The organism is Gottfriedia acidiceleris, assembly GCF_002128425.1.
Classification (GTDB): domain Bacteria; phylum Bacillota; class Bacilli; order Bacillales; family Bacillaceae_G; genus Gottfriedia; species Gottfriedia acidiceleris.
Window position 1 is genome coordinate 120,887 of record NZ_NESS01000002.1, and the last position, 17,569, is coordinate 138,455.

Genomic DNA, 17,569 nt, shown 5'->3' on the forward strand with positions numbered 1-17,569 from the left:
TCGTAGTTAAACACTTTGCTTTTTATTACCTTCGTAAAGTACAACCGATGTTGGTAACATTAACGCTATCAATCCAGTTAACATTTCAACAAGTCCTGCAGCGATAAAAAGTATGTTAGGACTACTTATATCTATAACCCAGCCACCGAACGCTTGAGCTAACGGTACGACTCCTTGAGCAACCATCATATTAACACTTGAAACTCTACCCATCACTTCCATAGGGATCACTTTTTGAAATACACTTGGTATAAATGTACTTACTAATGCAGTTGCAATTCCGATAAAACCTATAGCGATCATTGCTTGCCAAACATTTGATGTAAATCCTAATAAAAGTAATCCGACTCCTTGAGCCGACACGGCAATCATATTAACCTTTAAACTTGGATTTTTAATGATAAAGACAAAAGCGAATAGCAGAGAAACAATTATTCCTCCTCCACCAAGCATTGATTGCATCATGCCAAACTCACTTTCACTTGCACCGAACGATTTTGCCAAAAAGGGTAATCCTACGAATAACATTCTAAAACTCGCATTAGCGAAAAGCATTGTAATAATCAAAGTAAGTACTAGTCGATTTTGGAGTATAAATCTGATGCCAAAAATGAAATTTTCTTTCAAATTCGATTTCTTTTCAGTCTGAATGGCCGTCTTTATAGGCATTAATTTTATTAAAAACAGTGTTATCGCAGAAATAACAAAAGAGATACAAATAAAAATAAAACATGTTTTACCATTATCCAATTGATATAAAAACGCTCCTATGATTGGCCCTATTAGAGCTGTAATTTGCCATGTCCCAGCAAATACACTATTCGATTGAACATACTTATTTTTTTCAATTACTCGTTGCTGGATCGATGTAACTGCTGGCCAATAAAAGGCATCCACAGTTCCAAAAATAAAGCCCAAAATAAAAATAAAGGACATATTCATACTATTTAACATAAGTAGAACTAACATCACTATCATTAAGATGGCACGAAGCATATCTGATAGCATCATTACTTTTCTTCCATCAAAACGGTCAACAATTACACCACCGAAAAGCATGAACATAATCCTAGGAACTCCAACTACCAGCAAAAATGTTCCCATCATTGTTCCTGAACCTGTTATCTCCTTAATCATCCATGGTATTAAGAAATAATATATAGAATCACCCAATGCAGAGAATAGATAGCTTAACCAATACTTTAAAAAATTTCTATTTTTAAAAAGATCTATACTTTTATTGAATCTCATATTCGTTCAATGAAATTAGATGCATTCGCAATTAAATCATCCAATGTAAGTAAGGAGTGTAAGTTTAATCCGACTTCAGATAAATTTTCTTTCCCATTTTGTTTTCGATCAATTACACATAAAACATCTTTTACGTTTGCACCAACTTGTTTTAAATCTTCAGCGCTAAGCTTAATCTGTCCGCCGGTTGTTACTACATCTTCAATGATACAAATCTTTTTATTTTGGATATCAATTCCTTCTGCGAGTTTACAAGTTCCATAGACTTTTGCTGCTTTTCGAACGAATACAACTGGAATACCTGTTTTTAGAGACAATGCTGTAGCGATCGGAATACCACCCATTTCTAACCCTGCCAATACTTCTGTACCTTCTGGTATTAAATACGCTAAATGTTCTGCAATTTCTCTTAAAAGTGTAGGATTCGATTCAAATAAATATTTATCAAAATACTCGTTTGATACTAAACCAGATCTTAATTTAAACTCACCAGTAAGATGGGAAACTTTATAAATCTCTTGCGCCAATTGAACTTTATCCATTCCATGATCCCCCTAATAAAATCATAATCAATATATTTTACCATAATTTTGGAATTATTAAAAAATACGAAATTTAACATGAATTATGGATAGTTTGTAATAAAAGTCCAATATTGAACTGAAGAGAAAAGTATATCAACAGTTTAAATCTGATTTTCCTTTAGCTAAACATTATGAATATTTTTTGTGTTATTAAAAGGAGTTTAATTACTTTTCTAGAAAAATTACCTTTAATAATATATAAATGAGGTTTGTTGAATGGTAAATCTATTATTAACTTCAAATGGTTTTTTTACCGATGAAATCAAGGAACAGTTTTTACAACTTACTAAAGGAAATATAAGTAATATGAGTGCAGGAGTAATTACAACTGCATCACAACAAAAAGAGAATAATAAATTTGCAATAAAAGCAAAACAAGACTTTGATCATATGGGTATAAAAAGTGTGGAGTTTATTGATATAGAATTTGAATCAGCAGAAAAGTTTGAAAAATATAATATTATCTATATTAACGGAGGTAATCCATTTTATTTGCTTCATCATATTAGGAAAAGTGGTGCCGATCTGATATTTAAAAGATTATCAAATAAAAACGTCATAATAGTCGGTGTTAGTGCAGGTGCAGTAGTTCTCGGCCCAAACATTAATGTTGTCAATTATTTTACCCCTCAGCTGAATATAGTAGAAACCAAGGATCTAACTGGTTTAGAAATGACTAATAAAATGATCTTTCCACACTATGACAGAGAAGACTTGTTTCCAGACACTACTAGAAGGTCTATCGAAGAAAGGTTAATTGAGTTTGAAAATTTGAATAAATGTAATGTAGTTAGAATAAAAGATGATCAATTTGTTTTAATAAATAATTAGTTCTTATGAAACTAACACATGCATATGTTGACTAACTTCCGGCTTTTTCAACTATTGCATGCTTTTATTCAATAGCATCAATAAAAATTTGGGGATGATTTATTGAGAAAAACAAATATAGTTCCATGGACAGCATTAATTGAAATGTACCATATCGGAAGTACATCAGTTAAATCGATAGGTTTTGCGAAACCAATTATAGATATTTTAATAGTAGTAAATAATATTGAATTAATCGATCAGTATAACAAAGAGTTAGAGTTACTTGGGTATGAACCACGTGGTGAGAATAGCATATCTGGCAGAAGATTTTTCCTAAAAGGTAAAGAAAATAGAACTCATCATATACCTATCTTCCAAGTTGGAAAAGACTCACTTGGATTTTAAAGAGAATTTGATTAAACACCCACTGGATGCCAAAAGTTATGGTGATTTAAAAATTAAATTAGCAGAACAGTTCCCTAGTAACACCAAAGAATATCAATTAGGTAAAGAACAATTCGTAAATGAGTTATTAAGAAAAGTTAAAAAATGGAGTTCTAAATGAACTTCTTATTAAACTAACGCAATGTATTAGTGTAACAAAAAATAGAAGATGATCATTAATTGATCACCCTCTATTTATCTAGTTTAATAAGGTAAAAGACTCATTGTATAACAGATAGATTATATGTTGTTAGAGCTTAAATTATAAACAACATAAGATTTAGTTACATAAAATCTCAATTATTTATTGTTGTAGCTAAAAAGGAGAGAGACTAGGTAGAATGGATGGTTATCAATATATTTTAATAAATAACAATAAAATTGAAGTGTTATACAAAGGGAATAAAGGACCATTATTTGTCATACTTACTGGTATGGGATGTTCTTTTGATGAGTGGTATGAGATTATAAACATTTTAAGCCAAACTAATAGAGTTCTAACATTTCATCGTCAGGGGCTTGGTAAAAGTGAAATTGGAGAAGGTGTTAAGAATACTGAATCGACAGTACGTGTTCTAGCTTCATTACTTGATCATTTTAAAATTGAAGAACCAATTTATTTAATTGGGCATTCTTATGGTGGTCTATGTGCACAACACTTCGCTAAATCATATTCTAAAATTGTGGCTGGCGTGATTTTGGTTGATTCTACTTCTATTGAATTGAAAGAGTTGGATAATTTAAATCTACCTGTAATAGATCAAGAAACTGATAAAGATTGGATCGAAAAATGTTTAAATTATGCGCTTAAAGATTTAAAACAATTATCGAAAATACTTAATCCAACTTTGAATGATAAACATCGCCAATTACCAATTGATATTCAACAGAGATTATTGGATTTTCAAATAAATCCTTCATTATATAAGGCGATGGCATCGGAAATTAAAGAGTGGAAAAAGGATGCTGAAGTTATTAAAAATCTTGGGGATTTCCCTGATATTCCGTTAATCGTAATTGGACGCGATAAAGATTTCACGATTAAGTCAGAATTGAAAACAGGAACTCCTTTATGGGAATTAAGAGTTTTTGAAGATAAGTGGTCGCAATTGATCACTAATCAAGTTAAATTATCTTCAAAGAGTGAATTGTTATTTGCAAGTAATTCAGGACATTCTGTATTTCTTGATCGTCCAGACCTAATAATTGAATGTGTACATAGAATTTCAAGTGAGCATCACAAGTAATTGTAATTGTTGAACAATGGACAAATTTTTTCTGGTAAAATAAGGTTAAATAATGATGTACTCAAGTAGGAGACGAGCCATGAAAGATACCGAAATGTATGTTTATCACATTGTTACTAGAAAAAAAATGAACCTTGGGCAGATAATTGATTTCGACGGTGATCAAAAAAATACCTTATATAGCTTCTTTTTTGAAAAGGAGCAATTGAATAATAAAGGTGAAGATTTTATACAGATATTTTATAGACATTATACAGAAGTCGGGTTTAAACAGGATGCAGAAAATGCTGAAGTTGCTAAGAAGTACGTAGGTCAAACTACTAGGGCAATTAGAGAAGTAATTTTAGAAATGGTTAGACTGCAAGAATATCCAGAATATCCGTCTAGATTGTCTTGCTTATACGCTGCCAAAAGTTATGAGGATTCTTTGAAATGGAAGGAAATATTCGATTCGTTCAATCGAAAAGTTTTGCAGATTGTTAAATTAAGAGTTAATGGGAGTTCTTTTGAGGGCGATGGAAATCTATTACCGAAAGAGGATGGGCTACCATTTGCAAAGAAAATTGAACAAGCTAGAGAATATTGGATGGGTAATGTTAAAAATGATCTTCCTGAGCTTTTAATTAATGGGAAAATTGAAGTGGTAGAAATTATTGATGATTTCGTAGTTTAATTTCATCATTTTTTAAAATTGATTTCTAATCTTAACTAAAACAGACCATACGGAAAGTTCACTTTACAATATCGTTGTAACAATAATTCAAATCGGCAATTATAATTAAGAAAAAAATAAATTTAAGAAAACTTTGACTTTTTATTAGTCGATGGATATAATAAATAACAATTAAAGCACACAAATGAATTCAATGACGAGAAAAGTAATTTTCGTTACTGTTCCACAGAGAGCCGGGGAAGCTGAAATCCGGTGAATGGTACTTAAATGAAGATCCTCTCCGAGAAGTCAAACTGAAAACATAAGTAAGTTTGAACGGGTGTCTACCGTTAAAAGGAACGCGTATGATTGTACGTGACTAGAGTGCTATTGAAGAACGGACTTTTTTCAATAGAATTAGGGTGGTATCGCGGTTAAACCCGTCCCTTATTATAGGGACGGGTTTTTGTGTGCTTTAAAAAAAGAAGAGAGGCGATATCATATGAAGGAATCTGTACAAAGTCGTGAAAAAAGAATAAGTGAACTTTGGTCTAAAAATAACACGTTTGTAAAATCAATTGAACAAAGAGAAAATAATCAAACTTTTGTTTTTTATGAAGGCCCCCCAACTGCAAACGGTCTACCACATGTTGGTCACGCATTAGGTCGTACAATAAAAGATGTTGTAGCTAGATATAAAACGATGGCTGGTTTCCAAGTTGTTCGTAAAGCTGGATGGGACACTCATGGTTTACCGGTTGAACTTGGTGTTGAAAAGATGTTAGGCATTTCAGGTAAGGCAGAAATTGAACGTTATGGTGTAAAAGCCTTTCTTGATAAATGTAAGGAAAGTGTTTTTACTTACGAGAAACAATGGCGTGATTTTACTGAGCAGTTAGGTTATTGGGTTGATATGGATGATCCATATGTAACATTAGATAATTCTTATATTGAAAGTGTTTGGAATATTCTTGGGACAATTCATGAAAAAGGTTTACTTGTAAAAGGTCACCGTGTTTCACCTTATTGCCCTAGTTGTCAAACATCATTAAGCTCGCATGAAGTAGCACAAGGATATAAAGACGTTAAAGATTTATCTGCAACGGTTAAATTTAAATTGCAAAATGAAGATAATGTATATTTTCTTGGATGGACGACAACTCCGTGGACACTTCCAGCTAATGTAGCGTTAGCTGTAAATCCAACAATGGAATACGTTCGTGCTAAAAAAGGTAAGGAAGTATATATTCTTGCGAAGGCTTTATTAGATAAAGTATTAAAAGCTGATTATGTCGTAGTATCTGAATTTCTCGGGGCTGATCTAATCGGTACCAGCTATTTACCACCATTTAAATTCGTAAATGTTGAGGTCGGACATAAAGTTGTGAAAGCAGATTTTGTGACGGAAAGTAGTGGTACTGGGATTGTTCATATAGCACCTGCATATGGAGAGGATGACTATAAGGTTGTTCAAGAAAATGGTTTATCTTTTGTAAATGTAGTGAATGAAAGAGGCCAATATACGGATGAAGTACCTAATTTTCAAGGTCGTTTTGTTAAAGAGTGTGATGTAGATATAGTCAAGTATTTAGCTGAAAATGAATTATTATTTAGTAAAGAAAAATATGTGCACAGCTATCCTCATTGTTGGCGTTGTGATTCACCTCTACTCTATTATGCGAATGAAAGTTGGTTTATCAAAACTACAGCATTAAGGGAACAGTTTATAAAAAATAATGAAGAAGTAACATGGCATCCAGAACATATAAAACATGGTCGATTTGGTAATTTTTTAGAACAAATGGTAGATTGGAATATTAGTCGAAAAAGGTATTGGGGCACACCATTAAATGTTTGGGAATGTGATTCATGTAATCATCAATTAGCACCGAAAAGTATAAATGAATTATGCAACTATTCAGTTGAAGAAATTGACGATTCAATTGAACTGCATAAACCTTTTGTTGATGATGTCACACTTAAATGTCCGAACTGTAACGGGAATATGAAAAGAACGTCTGAAGTAATTGATGTCTGGTTCGATAGTGGTTCGATGCCATTTGCCCAGTATCATTATCCTTTTGAAAATAAAGAGAAATTTGCAAAGCAATTTCCAGCAGATGTTGTCATTGAAGGAATTGATCAAACGAGAGGTTGGTTCTATAGTTTACTTGCTGTATCTACTTTATTTACTGGGAAAGTACCTTATAAACGAGTATTATCACTAGGCCATGTATTAGATGAAAATGGACAAAAAATGTCTAAGAGTAAAGGGAATGCACTTGATCCAGTAGAATTAATTCAAAAATATGGTGCAGATTCATTAAGATGGGCTTTATTAGTAGACAGTGCGCCTTGGAACCCGAAGCGTTTTTCTGAAAGAGTAGTTCAAGAGGCGAAATCGAAACTCATTGATACAATCGACAATGTGTATAGTTTTTACAGTTTATATGCAAATTTAGATGGATTTAATTTAAAAAAACAATATGAGTATCAAACGAGTAAATTGGATCAATGGATCATTTCACGTTTGCATAGCACAATCAAAAATGTAACTAACAAATTGGAGGACTATCAATTTACAAATGCTGCTAGAGACATCGCTAAATTAGTGGATGAAGTTAGCAATTGGTATGTAAGAAGGTCAAGAGAACGATTTTGGTCAAATGGGATGAATAAAGAGAAGGCAGCGGCTTACTACACACTGTTTGAAGTTTTAACAAAAGTAAGTCAATTATTAGCACCGTTTACGCCATTTTTAGCAGAAGATGTTTATGTTAATTTAACAAAACAAAGCGTCCATTTAGCTGACTTTCCAGTGTACGATGACAAATTAATCGATTCTCAGCTAGAAAAGGAAATGGATGCGGTCCTAAAAGTTGTGGAACTTGGAAGAAGCATCCGAAATGCAAATTCATTAAAGATTAAACAGCCTCTAGCTAGTTTAACTTTAGTTAGTAACAATGAGGCCATCGATTGGGAAGTATATAAAGAAATTGTCTTAGAAGAGTTAAACGTAAAAAAATTCCAACAAGTAAACAATGAAAATGAGTTTTCAATCTTAAAATTAAAATTGGATTTTAAAAAATCTGGAGCAAAATTTGGAAAGCTTTCAAATTTAGTCAATAAATCACTTCAAGCATTAACAAATGAAGAAGCAAAAAATGTGGTTGAGAGCGGGTACGTTAATTTATTAATTGAAACAGGAGAAACTGTTAAAGTCGATGTACTAGATATTTTAGTTGAAAAAAGTGCAAAAGAAGGTTATGCATCTGCGACGAATGGTGAATTTACAGTGACACTCGACACATTATTAACAGAAAACCTGATCCAAGAAGGTACCGTAAGAGAACTAATACGGTCTATTCAAGAATATCGAAAAGAATTGAATTTACCAATCAATATGCGAGTAGACATCGGAATTACAGCTAATCCGGAATTTATTGAAATCATTGAAAAGTTTAAAGAAATGCTTGAAGAAAACTTATTAATGAGAAAATTGGTTGTTAAAAATCAAGTGAACGGAAAAGAAATTAAAGTTGGTGACTATCAATCAGAAATTGAATTAGTTGCTTCTAATTAATTGAATAGTTTAAGAAATGACAGACTAATAACAAGATTTAGTCTGTCGTTTTTCTATTTAAATGACAAGGAATATAGTGCAGAAATATAATATCCTCTAATGGACAATTAAGTTAATCCAATTAAAAGATAAATGGCCGTTCCCCAAATAAACAAGGCGGAGCATTTGTTGAATATGTTCATTAAACTTCCTGTACTGTCTACCTTCTTCATGACTGAGCCTGCGATTGTTAATCCACAAAACCAAATCCAGGATACTGTAATACATGCGATCGTAAAGAAAACTTGTTCCTTTCCGACATATTTTAATGCACTTGTTCCAATTACCCCTACTGTATCTAAAATTGCATGTGGATTTAATAAGGAAACTGATAAAGCAAAAATGATTTGCTGACGGCCAGGTAATGCGCTGTTCGATTCATTTGCTACAGGTTTAGACCTCCAAATAACATACCCCATGTAAATTAAAAACAAAATACCAGCAATCATCAGGCTAATTCTTAGCCATTCAAATTGTAGAACGATAGTGGAAAGTCCAAAAATAGCTAAAAGAATTAACAAAGTATCACATAGCGCAGCGGTAAAAGTCGCAGGAAGCGCTCGAATTAGTTTTGGCTGTGTTGCACCTTGTGAAAATATAAATACATTCTGTACCCCTAAAGGTAAAATAAGTCCGAATGCTAAGACTAGGCCATGAATAATAGCTTCCATGTAATCAACTCCCTTTCAATTACTATCGTACTATGTTAAAACTAAAAGAAAACAACCAATTGGATGGTTTTATATCCACCCAATTTAAGGGGGAGTTAGATGAAATGGAAACCAAATCGCGATTCTCATTTGACTGTTCAAGAGCAAATTGTAGATTGGATAAAATCTCGTATTGAACGAGGTGATTGGTCTGTAGGCACAAAGATTCCAACACAGCGTCAACTAGCAACGCAATTTAATGTGAACCGCAGTACCATACAACTTGCACTTGATGAATTAAGGGCAGAGGGTTTGATTGAATCAAAAATGGGTTCAGGGGTATTTGTGACTAACAATTCTTGGAACGTACTTTTGAGCAAATATCAACCTAATTGGCAGAGACATATTGAATCAAGTATTCATAAACCAAACTACCATACGATTCAACTCATAAATGAACATGAGCAAATGGATCATATCATACGTCTTGGAACAGGTGAATTATCACCTGAGTTACTACCAACTAAACAAATAGAAGATTCGTTAAGACAGATTACACTTGATTCCAAAGCAATCGGCTATTCATCTCCGCAAGGAAGTGAAAAGCTCCGCGGAATTTTAAGTAATTATTTAAAAAAACGTGGAATTGAAACAGCACCAGAGAACATTTTAATTGTTTCGGGTGCACTTCAAGCACTTCAATTAATTGCAGTTGGATTATTAGAAGAGGGTTCCATTTTATTTCAAGAACAATTTTCGTATTTGAATTCAGTACATCCCTTTCAATCTAATGGCATGCGAATGATTTCAGTTTCAAGGGAACATCAATTAAAAGATAATTTACGGGCACATAAAGGGAAGAGGCAATCTTTATTCTACTGTGTTCCAACGCTAAACAATCCAACGGGTTATAATTGGACATTCAAAGAAAAGCAAAATCTATTTAATACATGCAAAGAGCTACAAATTCCGATAATTGAAGATGATGTGTATCATGAATTGCTTTTTGAATCATCTTCACCAGCTATAAAATCGCTTGATACATCAGGACAAGTTCTTTATATAGGGAGTGTATCAAAAACACTAAGCCCGGGATTAAGAATTGGTTGGGTTGTTGCACCTTCACCTGTAATTGAACGATTAGCTGATATTAAAATGCAAACAGATTACGGTTCAAGTGCCTTTTCGCAAGAAATCGTATCACACTGGATCTCAAATGGTCTATACGAAAAGCATCTTGTTAACCTTCGTGAACAATTGCAAAGAAGAGCTAAATACGTAGAAGAAATTTTAGAAAAGGAATTTAAAAAAATAGCTTCATGGAAAAAGTCTGAAGGTGGTTTCTACATATGGCTTAGGTTTCATAATCCAATTGTAAATAAGACTTTATTTTTAAAATTACTTAAACAAAATATATTGATAAATCCAGGTTATATTTATGAACCAAGAGACTTACACCATATTCGTCTTTCTTATGCCTATGCGTCATTGGAAGATTTAAAAAAGGGATTAAATATTTTACTACAATTAAGCCAACTGTGATTTCATTTAGAATTTTATTACTTTGGTCCTTTTAATGAAGGATAAAACCATTGGAAAGTAGTTATGTTCATTTATCTGAAAGAGTTGATAATAAGAAACCGTTATTGAACAGTAAAAAAGAGCACCGAAAATTCGATGCTCTTTTTTATTACTAGAAACTTCATTGGATATTTGCCTGAATCTTTAAACTTTCAAACCCACGAAATGCAACATTTGCACGTCGAGTCGGCTCTTCAATTAGAACTGGATTAACTAAATGTCTAATCAGTTTTTCAATTGCAATTTGTCCTTCTAATCTAGCAAGAGGGGCACCTAAACAAAAATGCGGGCCAGATGAAAAGGATAAATGTTTTATATTTTTTCGAGTGATATCAAATGTTTCAGGATTAGTTGTGACTTTTGGGTCGTAATTGGCTCCTCCTAAAGAAACCATAAAGTAATCGCCTTTTTTAATCGAATGTCCAGCGAACGCAAAGTCTTCTCTAGCCCACCTGGATGTAAAAATAACCGGTGATTCGTATCTTAATATTTCTTCAATTGCTGAAGGAATTAACGTTAAATCATTTTTTAATAGCTCAAACTGCTTAGGATGTTTTATTAAAAGATAATAGCCATTCGTGATTAAATTTACCGTAGTTTCATGACCGGCAATTAATAAAAGAAGACAACTTGCAATCATTTCATCCTCACTTAATTTATCACCTGATTCCTCTGCTACAATTAAACTACTAATTAAATCCTCTTTTGGTTCTCTTCTTCTTTCTGATATAAGACTTCTAAAATAATTAGAAGCATCACGCAGATCCTTTGATACTAATTCTAAATCCTCCATAGTCGTATTAAAATCAATAAATTTAATAAATGCATCAGACCAATTACGAAATAAATCACGATCTTCTTTAGGAACACCTAATAAGTCAGTTATGACAAATACAGGTAATAAATATGAAAAATCACGTATTAGTTCGTGGCTAATTTTTCCTTTCATATTTGCTATTAAATGATCAGCAATTTCATTTACCGTAGTTCGTAAATTTTCAACCATTCTTGGAGAAAAGGCTTTGTTCACAAGATTTCTCAATCTAGTATGATCAGGAGCATCTCGAAATAACATCATTTTTCGATTTATTGCTATTGCAGGCATAACACTTTTTGGTAATTGTTCAGGTGGGGTAACTTTAGTTGCGTCTTTTATAAATCGTGGGTCTTTTAGCATGTTTTCTGCTTCTTTATAGCCTGTTACTAACCATCCAGTTCTCTGAAAAAGCTCTGTGTAAAGCACAGGACTTATTTTTCTAGCGTTTTTAAAATACGAATATGGATCCTTGTAAAAATGCTGTGGATTTACTTTTAATTGATTGTTCATGTAAATGTTCTCCCTTGTGAATGAAATGAGTCTATTTATTTCTATTTCTATGAAAATGGATTATTCCCAAATTTTGGATAACATAAAAAAAGAATACTTTTGTAAAGAATGATTTTCAAGAGGAAATAGGCTGAAAGAATAAGAAATAAATTGGGTAAAAATTAAGAAAATTAAATCATAATTTATGGTAAAATAAGGTACTTCAAGTATTAAGAAAGGGGTAACATGATGGATTTTCCAATTTTAGAAACAAAAAGATTATATTTAGTGCAAATTTCACCAAAAAATGTAGAAGAGATTTTTTCCATTTTTTCAAACGAAGAGGTAATTAAATACTACGGTATGGACCCCTTTATTGAAAAAGATCAAGCGGTTAAAATGATAGATTCCTTTCAAACTAGATTTGAAAACCAACAAGGAATTCGATGGGGAATCGTTGAAAAAGATTCAAAAAAATTAATCGGAACAATTGGTTTAAATAATTTAGTCTTACACGCTAGAAGAACTGAAATTGGATATGATTTATTACCTGAATATTGGAGAAAAGGATTTATGTCAGAAGCAATTAAGGAAATTACAGCTTATTGCTTTGATAAACTAGGACTTTATCGAATTGGAGCGAATATTTTTCCAGATAATAAAGCCTCATCTACATTAGTTGAGAAGTTAGGCTTTCAAAAAGAAGGATTACTGAGAGGCTATTTAGTTCAAGGGAATCAGTCTCATGATTTAAACGTATTTTCACTCATTAAACCTGATTGGCAAAAATAAAACGAATTTTATAGAATCTTTTTAAGATAGATTTGACTCGTGAAACTAATAAATTTTGTTGCTCTAAAAATATGGTAAACTGAAAAAACTATAAAATAGTAAAATTGTCCAATTAAGGAAAAGGAGACATGGAATGATTAAAGCTGTAATATTTGATTTTGATGGGTTAATTGTCGATACGGAATCTGTTTGGTTCGAAGCATATAAAGAAGTACTACATCGCTATGAAGTGGAGTTAACTCTTCAAAAGTTTTCAGAAGTTGTGGGAACAAGTGATGAAATTCTATTCGATTTTATTAATTCAAATTTAAAAGAACCAATCGAAAAAGAACTGATTGAACAAATGGCTAAAGAGCTCGTTGATGCGAAACTACTTGAGCCGGCATTAAGAGATAGTGTAGAAGACTATTTAATTTCAGCTAAAAATGCAGGATTACAAATAGCTTTGGCTTCTAGCTCTTCAAGAGAATGGGTAGAAAGCTTCTTGAAAAAGCTAAATATTTATGAATACTTTTCAGTAATAAAGACGAAAGATGATGTAAAGAAAGTTAAACCTGATCCGGAGCTATATTTAAAAGCAATTGAAGAAATTGGAGTTCAAGTAACAGAGGCAATCGCATTTGAAGATTCGTTGAATGGATTAATCGCTGCAACAAAAGCAGGATTACATTGTGTAATTGTTCCTAATTCTGTTACATCACATTTAGCGTTTGAGAATCATAGTTTAAGATTATCATCTATGGCAGAAAAATCTTTAGAAGATGTAATTAAGCATATAACAAACAAATAAAATAAATTTAAAAAGTAAAACCATTCCAAAAAAATTGGAATGGTTTTTTAGTTAAATAGAATTTACTTCTTTTACTTCACTTGCTTCATCTTTCTTTATTAAAATTTCCTTTTTCAGACCCCAACAAATTAAAAATGTTAAAATGGCAAGTACGAAAGATACCCAATATAAATCCTGGAATGCATGAGTAAAGACTGTTTTTACTTTTTCAAGTAAGTTAGGATCAAGATTAGATGGAATCATCCCGTTTTGTACATTTTTTAATTGTAGTAATTGATCCACGGTAAGACTTCCAGCTAGTGATTTCATCCCTGATGTAATTTTAGAAGCTAATAGAGAACCAAATAAACTAAAGCCAATCGTCATCCCAATGGATTGAAATAACATTACGGCAGATTGAGCAATCCCTACATTTTCTTTTTCAACTGATTCTTGAACAATTAATGCATTGTTAAATAATGCACCAAATCCTAGTCCGAGAATAATGAAATAAATAACGAATGTAATAATTGATGTGTGAGCCGTAATACCTGTAAGTAAATAGAAACCGATTATTGGTATAATAAATGAAACACCGTAAATATTTCGATAGGGGAATTTATTCATTACTCGACCAGCAACTACACTTGCACCCATTGCACCAACCATAATTGGTAAATTTAAATAGCCAGATTCAGTAGGTGTTAAACCGAGTACATTTTGCGAGAAGAATGGGAAAGATGAAAGTGACCCCATTATCGCAAGAACAAATACAAATACAAGAGCCGAAATGACAACAAAGTTTCTATTTTTAAATAAGTGCAATGGGATAATTGGTTCTTTTGCTTTTGACTCGACAAAAATAAATAATCCAAGTAAAATGGTTCCTAAAATTAGTAAACCAATCATTTGAGGATCACTCCATGCATATCCTTCTGTTTGATGAAGAACAGGAGTGAGCAGATAACTGATTAATGTGGTAACTAGTAAGATCCCACCAAACCAGTCGATATGGATTTTTTTCTCTACTTTCGTTTCGTTTAATCCTAAAGCTAATAAAATTGCAGCTAAAACTCCAACTGGAATATTTACTAAGAAGATCCAGTGCCATGAAATATGCTGTACAAAATACCCCCCAATAAGCGGTCCAAGTAATTGAGGTATAAACATAACAGCTCCGAAAATACCTTGTAGCTTAGCACGTTGTTCAACTGGGAAACTATCTCCGAAAATGACCATCGCAAGTGGCATTAACCCTCCTGCACCAATCCCTTGAATCCCACGTCCAATTAAAAGGACTTCCATAGATTGGGCAGTACCACTAATAATTGAGCCAGCCATAAATAATCCCATACTAAATAAATATATTTTTTTTCGACCGTATAAATCCGCAAGTTTGCCGAGTATCGCCATAAAAGAGGTCATCGAAAGCATGTAAACTCCACCAACCCAGCCGTATAATGCTAAACCTCCTAAATCCCTAATAATTGTTGGCATAGCTGTTGAAACGACTGTTTCATCAAGCTCCGAGAAGATGACTCCAATCATTAGTCCTATTAAAATAAGAGTCTTGTTATTTTCTTTCATCCTTGACCTCCCTATTACATTTCAATATTATTCAATTGATTCATTGAATACTTAAAAAAGAAGAACTTTTATAAAATTTAAAAACTATTGCGAATGAAGCTATTATAGTTAATTTAATTCTGAACTAAGCAAAGAGATTATGTGTTTGGATAACGGAAATTCTTTTTGATTCTTTATGCCCACATTTAAAGATGAAATCTAAATATCAAGAAAATTAATCAATTATATCATTTTTGTTCTATTTAATTTATTCTTTACTTCGTTTAAAAATCCTTTAGTTAGTATCAATCTTCTTTGTGGTTGTTTAAATACCAGGTGATGCATGGGAAACCTTAGAATATGGTCCACTTTTTTCTAAAAAAATAGAAAATGTTTATAAAATATTTGTAATTAATTATTTTAAGCGTTTGTTAGTAGAAGGTGAAAGTAGGTTCTGATTACAAAATACCCTATTTCTTATTCAACTAGTTCATACGTTAGGTGGACAACGTTTGACTGCTTCTGCGGTCGTTTTTATTGAACGAAATGGCAGTATAGTTGAACAATTTAATAATATCCTGGATCATTTTATAAAAACTTTTTGGAAATTCTACTTCAACTTGTAAACGAATATCATTCTAATGAGACATATTCTAGAGCAAGAAGAGGTGATAGTTTTGATTCAAAAACTACTGCTATCAATGGATCAAATGATTTCCATCATTCAAAATGGATTACAAAAAACGAACTCTCCAAAACATGTAACCATTATAGGTGCAGGAATTTCTGGTTTAGTTGCTGCTTCACTTTTAAAAGAAGCTGGACATCAGGTTATTATTATTGAAGCAAATAACAGAATAGGGGGGAGAATTTACACAAAAAGGGAACCTTTTATTAATAATCAATATATAGACCTTGGTGCAATGCGTATACCTTCTTTTCATTATTTAGTTATGGAATATATAAAAAAATTCAATTTACAAGTAAATGAATTTATTAATAGTACTCCTAATGATTTGATTTTCATCAATAATGTATTAACAAACCAAAAAAATTATGAAGCAAATCCAGACCAATTAAACTTTAAACTAACATCAAGTGAACAAGGAAAAACTGCAACAGAATTACTCTTATTAGCTATTGGCCCAGTTATTGATTTTATTAACCAAGATCCTGAGAAGAATTGGGATATCGTTATTAAATTATATGATCATTATTCAATGGCAAACTTTTTAAAATATAACCCGGTTGGTGTATCACTATCAACTGAAGCTGTTAACCTAGTTGAAACATTTGTTGGATTAGAAGGATTTTCTGAACTTGCATTTACTGCAATATTAAGAGAAGTTTTAGTACTCCTAACAAAGGATCTAAAACTTTATGAAATTACAGGAGGGACAGATCATCTTATTAATGGATTTTTACCACAGCTTAAAGACGACATCGTTTCTAATCAAAGAGTAAAAAAAATTATACAACAAGAATCAAGTGTAACAATCTATACAGAAAATCAAATACTTAATACTGAGCATCAATTGTCTAGCGATTTTGTTATTTCAACAATTCCTTTTTCATTATTGAATTTTGTAGATTTACTTCCGTTTGAGTCTATTTCATATGAAAAGAGAAAAGTTATTAGAAAAATACATTATGCTAATTCTACTAAAATAGGTCTTCAATTTAAAACGAGATTTTGGGAAAAATATGGATTATATGGTGGGAAAATAACGACTGATTTACCAATCAAGTTTTCATATTTTCCTAGTCATGGTCAAGGGTCGTCGGTCAGTACGGGGATTATGTTAGCTAGTTACACATGGGAAGATGATTCTAGTATCTGGGATAATATGACACAACATGAACGGATAAAAATTGCTTTGAATGATCTATCGTATATATTTGGAAATGAAGTGTTTTCGGAGTTTTTAATAGGATATTCTCATAATTGGTCTGATTTTCCTTATTATGGTGGAGCTTTTGTCATGTTTAAACCCGACCAGGTAAAAGAATTAGGTCAATATATTAGTACTCCAGAAGGGAGAATTCATTTCGCAGGATCTCACTCGTCTACTACACCAGGTTGGATGCAAGGGGCGATTGAGGCTGGAATTAGAACAGCTTATGAAGTTAATAGTAGATAAATTAAATATTATGGATTTCCTTATTCAACTAAACGCATTCGTTAGTTGAAAATCAAAAGCTACTTAATTGTAGCTTTTTTAATGAACTAAATGGAAGTAAGTTGAATAAGAATTCAAACTCATAGAAGGAACTGATAGTAATTTATTGAAT

At 32.1% G+C, this 17,569-nt stretch carries 13 protein-coding genes, 1 pseudogene and 1 other annotated feature; of the genes and pseudogenes, 9 read left to right on the plus strand and 5 right to left on the minus strand.

Annotation, left to right across the window (positions count from 1 at the left end):
- Positions 1-6 precede the first annotated feature (6 nt).
- Positions 7-1,251, minus strand: coding sequence for an MFS transporter (locus B6K90_RS04485; RefSeq protein WP_088011556.1), 1,245 nt, complete (start codon positions 1,249-1,251; stop codon positions 7-9).
- On the minus strand, positions 1,248-1,793 hold the full coding sequence (pyrE, locus tag B6K90_RS04490; protein ID WP_088011557.1) for an orotate phosphoribosyltransferase: 546 nt from the start codon (positions 1,791-1,793) through the stop codon (positions 1,248-1,250). The genes B6K90_RS04485 and pyrE overlap by 4 nt, the downstream gene beginning before the upstream one ends.
- A 258-nt stretch (positions 1,794-2,051) precedes the next feature.
- Between pyrE and B6K90_RS04495 the strand changes: the two genes are divergently transcribed.
- The 5 genes and pseudogenes from B6K90_RS04495 (at position 2,052) to ileS (ending at position 8,574) form a co-directional block, all read left to right on the plus strand.
- Positions 2,052-2,666, plus strand: coding sequence for a Type 1 glutamine amidotransferase-like domain-containing protein (locus B6K90_RS04495; RefSeq protein ID WP_088011558.1), 615 nt, complete (start codon positions 2,052-2,054; stop codon positions 2,664-2,666).
- A gap of 144 nt (positions 2,667-2,810) precedes the next feature.
- Positions 2,811-3,213 (plus strand): annotated as a pseudogene (locus tag B6K90_RS04500) (GrpB family protein).
- A 220-nt stretch (positions 3,214-3,433) separates the two neighbouring features.
- Positions 3,434-4,339 (plus strand): alpha/beta fold hydrolase, encoded by a 906-nt coding sequence (locus B6K90_RS04505; protein WP_088011559.1) that lies wholly within the window; start codon positions 3,434-3,436, stop codon positions 4,337-4,339.
- A 79-nt stretch (positions 4,340-4,418) separates the two neighbouring features.
- Positions 4,419-5,012, plus strand: coding sequence for a DUF2441 domain-containing protein (locus tag B6K90_RS04510; RefSeq protein WP_088011560.1), 594 nt, complete (start codon positions 4,419-4,421; stop codon positions 5,010-5,012).
- 184 nt (positions 5,013-5,196) lie between these two features.
- Positions 5,197-5,442, plus strand: a binding site (T-box leader).
- A 51-nt stretch (positions 5,443-5,493) separates the two neighbouring features.
- Positions 5,494-8,574 (plus strand): isoleucine--tRNA ligase, encoded by a 3,081-nt coding sequence (gene ileS / locus B6K90_RS04515; RefSeq protein WP_088011561.1) that lies wholly within the window; start codon positions 5,494-5,496, stop codon positions 8,572-8,574.
- Positions 8,575-8,681: 107 nt separating this feature from the next.
- Here ileS and B6K90_RS04520 read toward each other — a convergent pair whose 3' ends face one another.
- On the minus strand, positions 8,682-9,284 hold the full coding sequence (locus B6K90_RS04520) for a LysE/ArgO family amino acid transporter (RefSeq protein WP_088011562.1): 603 nt from the start codon (positions 9,282-9,284) through the stop codon (positions 8,682-8,684).
- Positions 9,285-9,383: 99 nt separating this feature from the next.
- On the opposite strand from B6K90_RS04520, the gene B6K90_RS04525 reads away from it, so the two are divergent.
- Positions 9,384-10,805 (plus strand): aminotransferase-like domain-containing protein, encoded by a 1,422-nt coding sequence (locus B6K90_RS04525; RefSeq protein WP_088011563.1) that lies wholly within the window; start codon positions 9,384-9,386, stop codon positions 10,803-10,805.
- A gap of 160 nt (positions 10,806-10,965) precedes the next feature.
- On the opposite strand, the gene B6K90_RS04530 is transcribed toward B6K90_RS04525, so the two are convergent.
- Entirely contained in the window at positions 10,966-12,171 is a 1,206-nt protein-coding gene (locus B6K90_RS04530) for a cytochrome P450 (protein WP_088011564.1), read from the minus strand.
- A 228-nt stretch (positions 12,172-12,399) separates the two neighbouring features.
- On the opposite strand from B6K90_RS04530, the gene B6K90_RS04535 reads away from it, so the two are divergent.
- On the plus strand, positions 12,400-12,942 hold the full coding sequence (locus tag B6K90_RS04535) for a GNAT family N-acetyltransferase (RefSeq protein WP_088011565.1): 543 nt from the start codon (positions 12,400-12,402) through the stop codon (positions 12,940-12,942).
- A gap of 133 nt (positions 12,943-13,075) precedes the next feature.
- Positions 13,076-13,732, plus strand: a complete 657-nt coding sequence (locus B6K90_RS04540) for an HAD family hydrolase (RefSeq protein ID WP_088011566.1) — start codon at positions 13,076-13,078, stop codon at positions 13,730-13,732.
- Between the two features lie 51 nt (positions 13,733-13,783).
- Here the strand turns inward: B6K90_RS04540 and B6K90_RS04545 are convergent, their stop codons facing one another.
- Positions 13,784-15,298 (minus strand): MDR family MFS transporter, encoded by a 1,515-nt coding sequence (locus B6K90_RS04545; protein WP_088011567.1) that lies wholly within the window; start codon positions 15,296-15,298, stop codon positions 13,784-13,786.
- Positions 15,299-15,945: 647 nt separating this feature from the next.
- On the opposite strand from B6K90_RS04545, the gene B6K90_RS04550 reads away from it, so the two are divergent.
- On the plus strand, positions 15,946-17,418 hold the full coding sequence (locus B6K90_RS04550; protein ID WP_407920499.1) for a flavin monoamine oxidase family protein: 1,473 nt from the start codon (positions 15,946-15,948) through the stop codon (positions 17,416-17,418).
- Positions 17,419-17,569: the final 151 nt, after the last annotated feature.

Excerpts from the sequence above, each read along its gene's own strand:
- B6K90_RS04525 (WP_088011563.1), top strand. The coding sequence starts at position 9,384 with ATGAAATGGAAACCAAATCGCGATTCTCATTTGACTGTTCAAGAGCAA.
- B6K90_RS04535 (WP_088011565.1), top strand. The coding sequence starts at position 12,400 with ATGGATTTTCCAATTTTAGAAACAAAAAGATTATATTTAGTGCAAATT.
- B6K90_RS04520 (WP_088011562.1), bottom strand. The coding sequence starts at position 9,284 with ATGGAAGCTATTATTCATGGCCTAGTCTTAGCATTCGGACTTATTTTA.
- B6K90_RS04545 (WP_088011567.1), bottom strand. The coding sequence starts at position 15,298 with ATGAAAGAAAATAACAAGACTCTTATTTTAATAGGACTAATGATTGGA.
- B6K90_RS04495 (WP_088011558.1), top strand. The coding sequence starts at position 2,052 with ATGGTAAATCTATTATTAACTTCAAATGGTTTTTTTACCGATGAAATC.
- ileS (WP_088011561.1), top strand. The coding sequence starts at position 5,494 with ATGAAGGAATCTGTACAAAGTCGTGAAAAAAGAATAAGTGAACTTTGG.
- B6K90_RS04540 (WP_088011566.1), top strand. The coding sequence starts at position 13,076 with ATGATTAAAGCTGTAATATTTGATTTTGATGGGTTAATTGTCGATACG.
- pyrE (WP_088011557.1), bottom strand. The coding sequence starts at position 1,793 with ATGGATAAAGTTCAATTGGCGCAAGAGATTTATAAAGTTTCCCATCTT.
- B6K90_RS04530 (WP_088011564.1), bottom strand. The coding sequence starts at position 12,171 with ATGAACAATCAATTAAAAGTAAATCCACAGCATTTTTACAAGGATCCA.
- B6K90_RS04485 (WP_088011556.1), bottom strand. The coding sequence starts at position 1,251 with ATGAGATTCAATAAAAGTATAGATCTTTTTAAAAATAGAAATTTTTTA.
- B6K90_RS04505 (WP_088011559.1), top strand. The coding sequence starts at position 3,434 with ATGGATGGTTATCAATATATTTTAATAAATAACAATAAAATTGAAGTG.
- B6K90_RS04510 (WP_088011560.1), top strand. The coding sequence starts at position 4,419 with ATGAAAGATACCGAAATGTATGTTTATCACATTGTTACTAGAAAAAAA.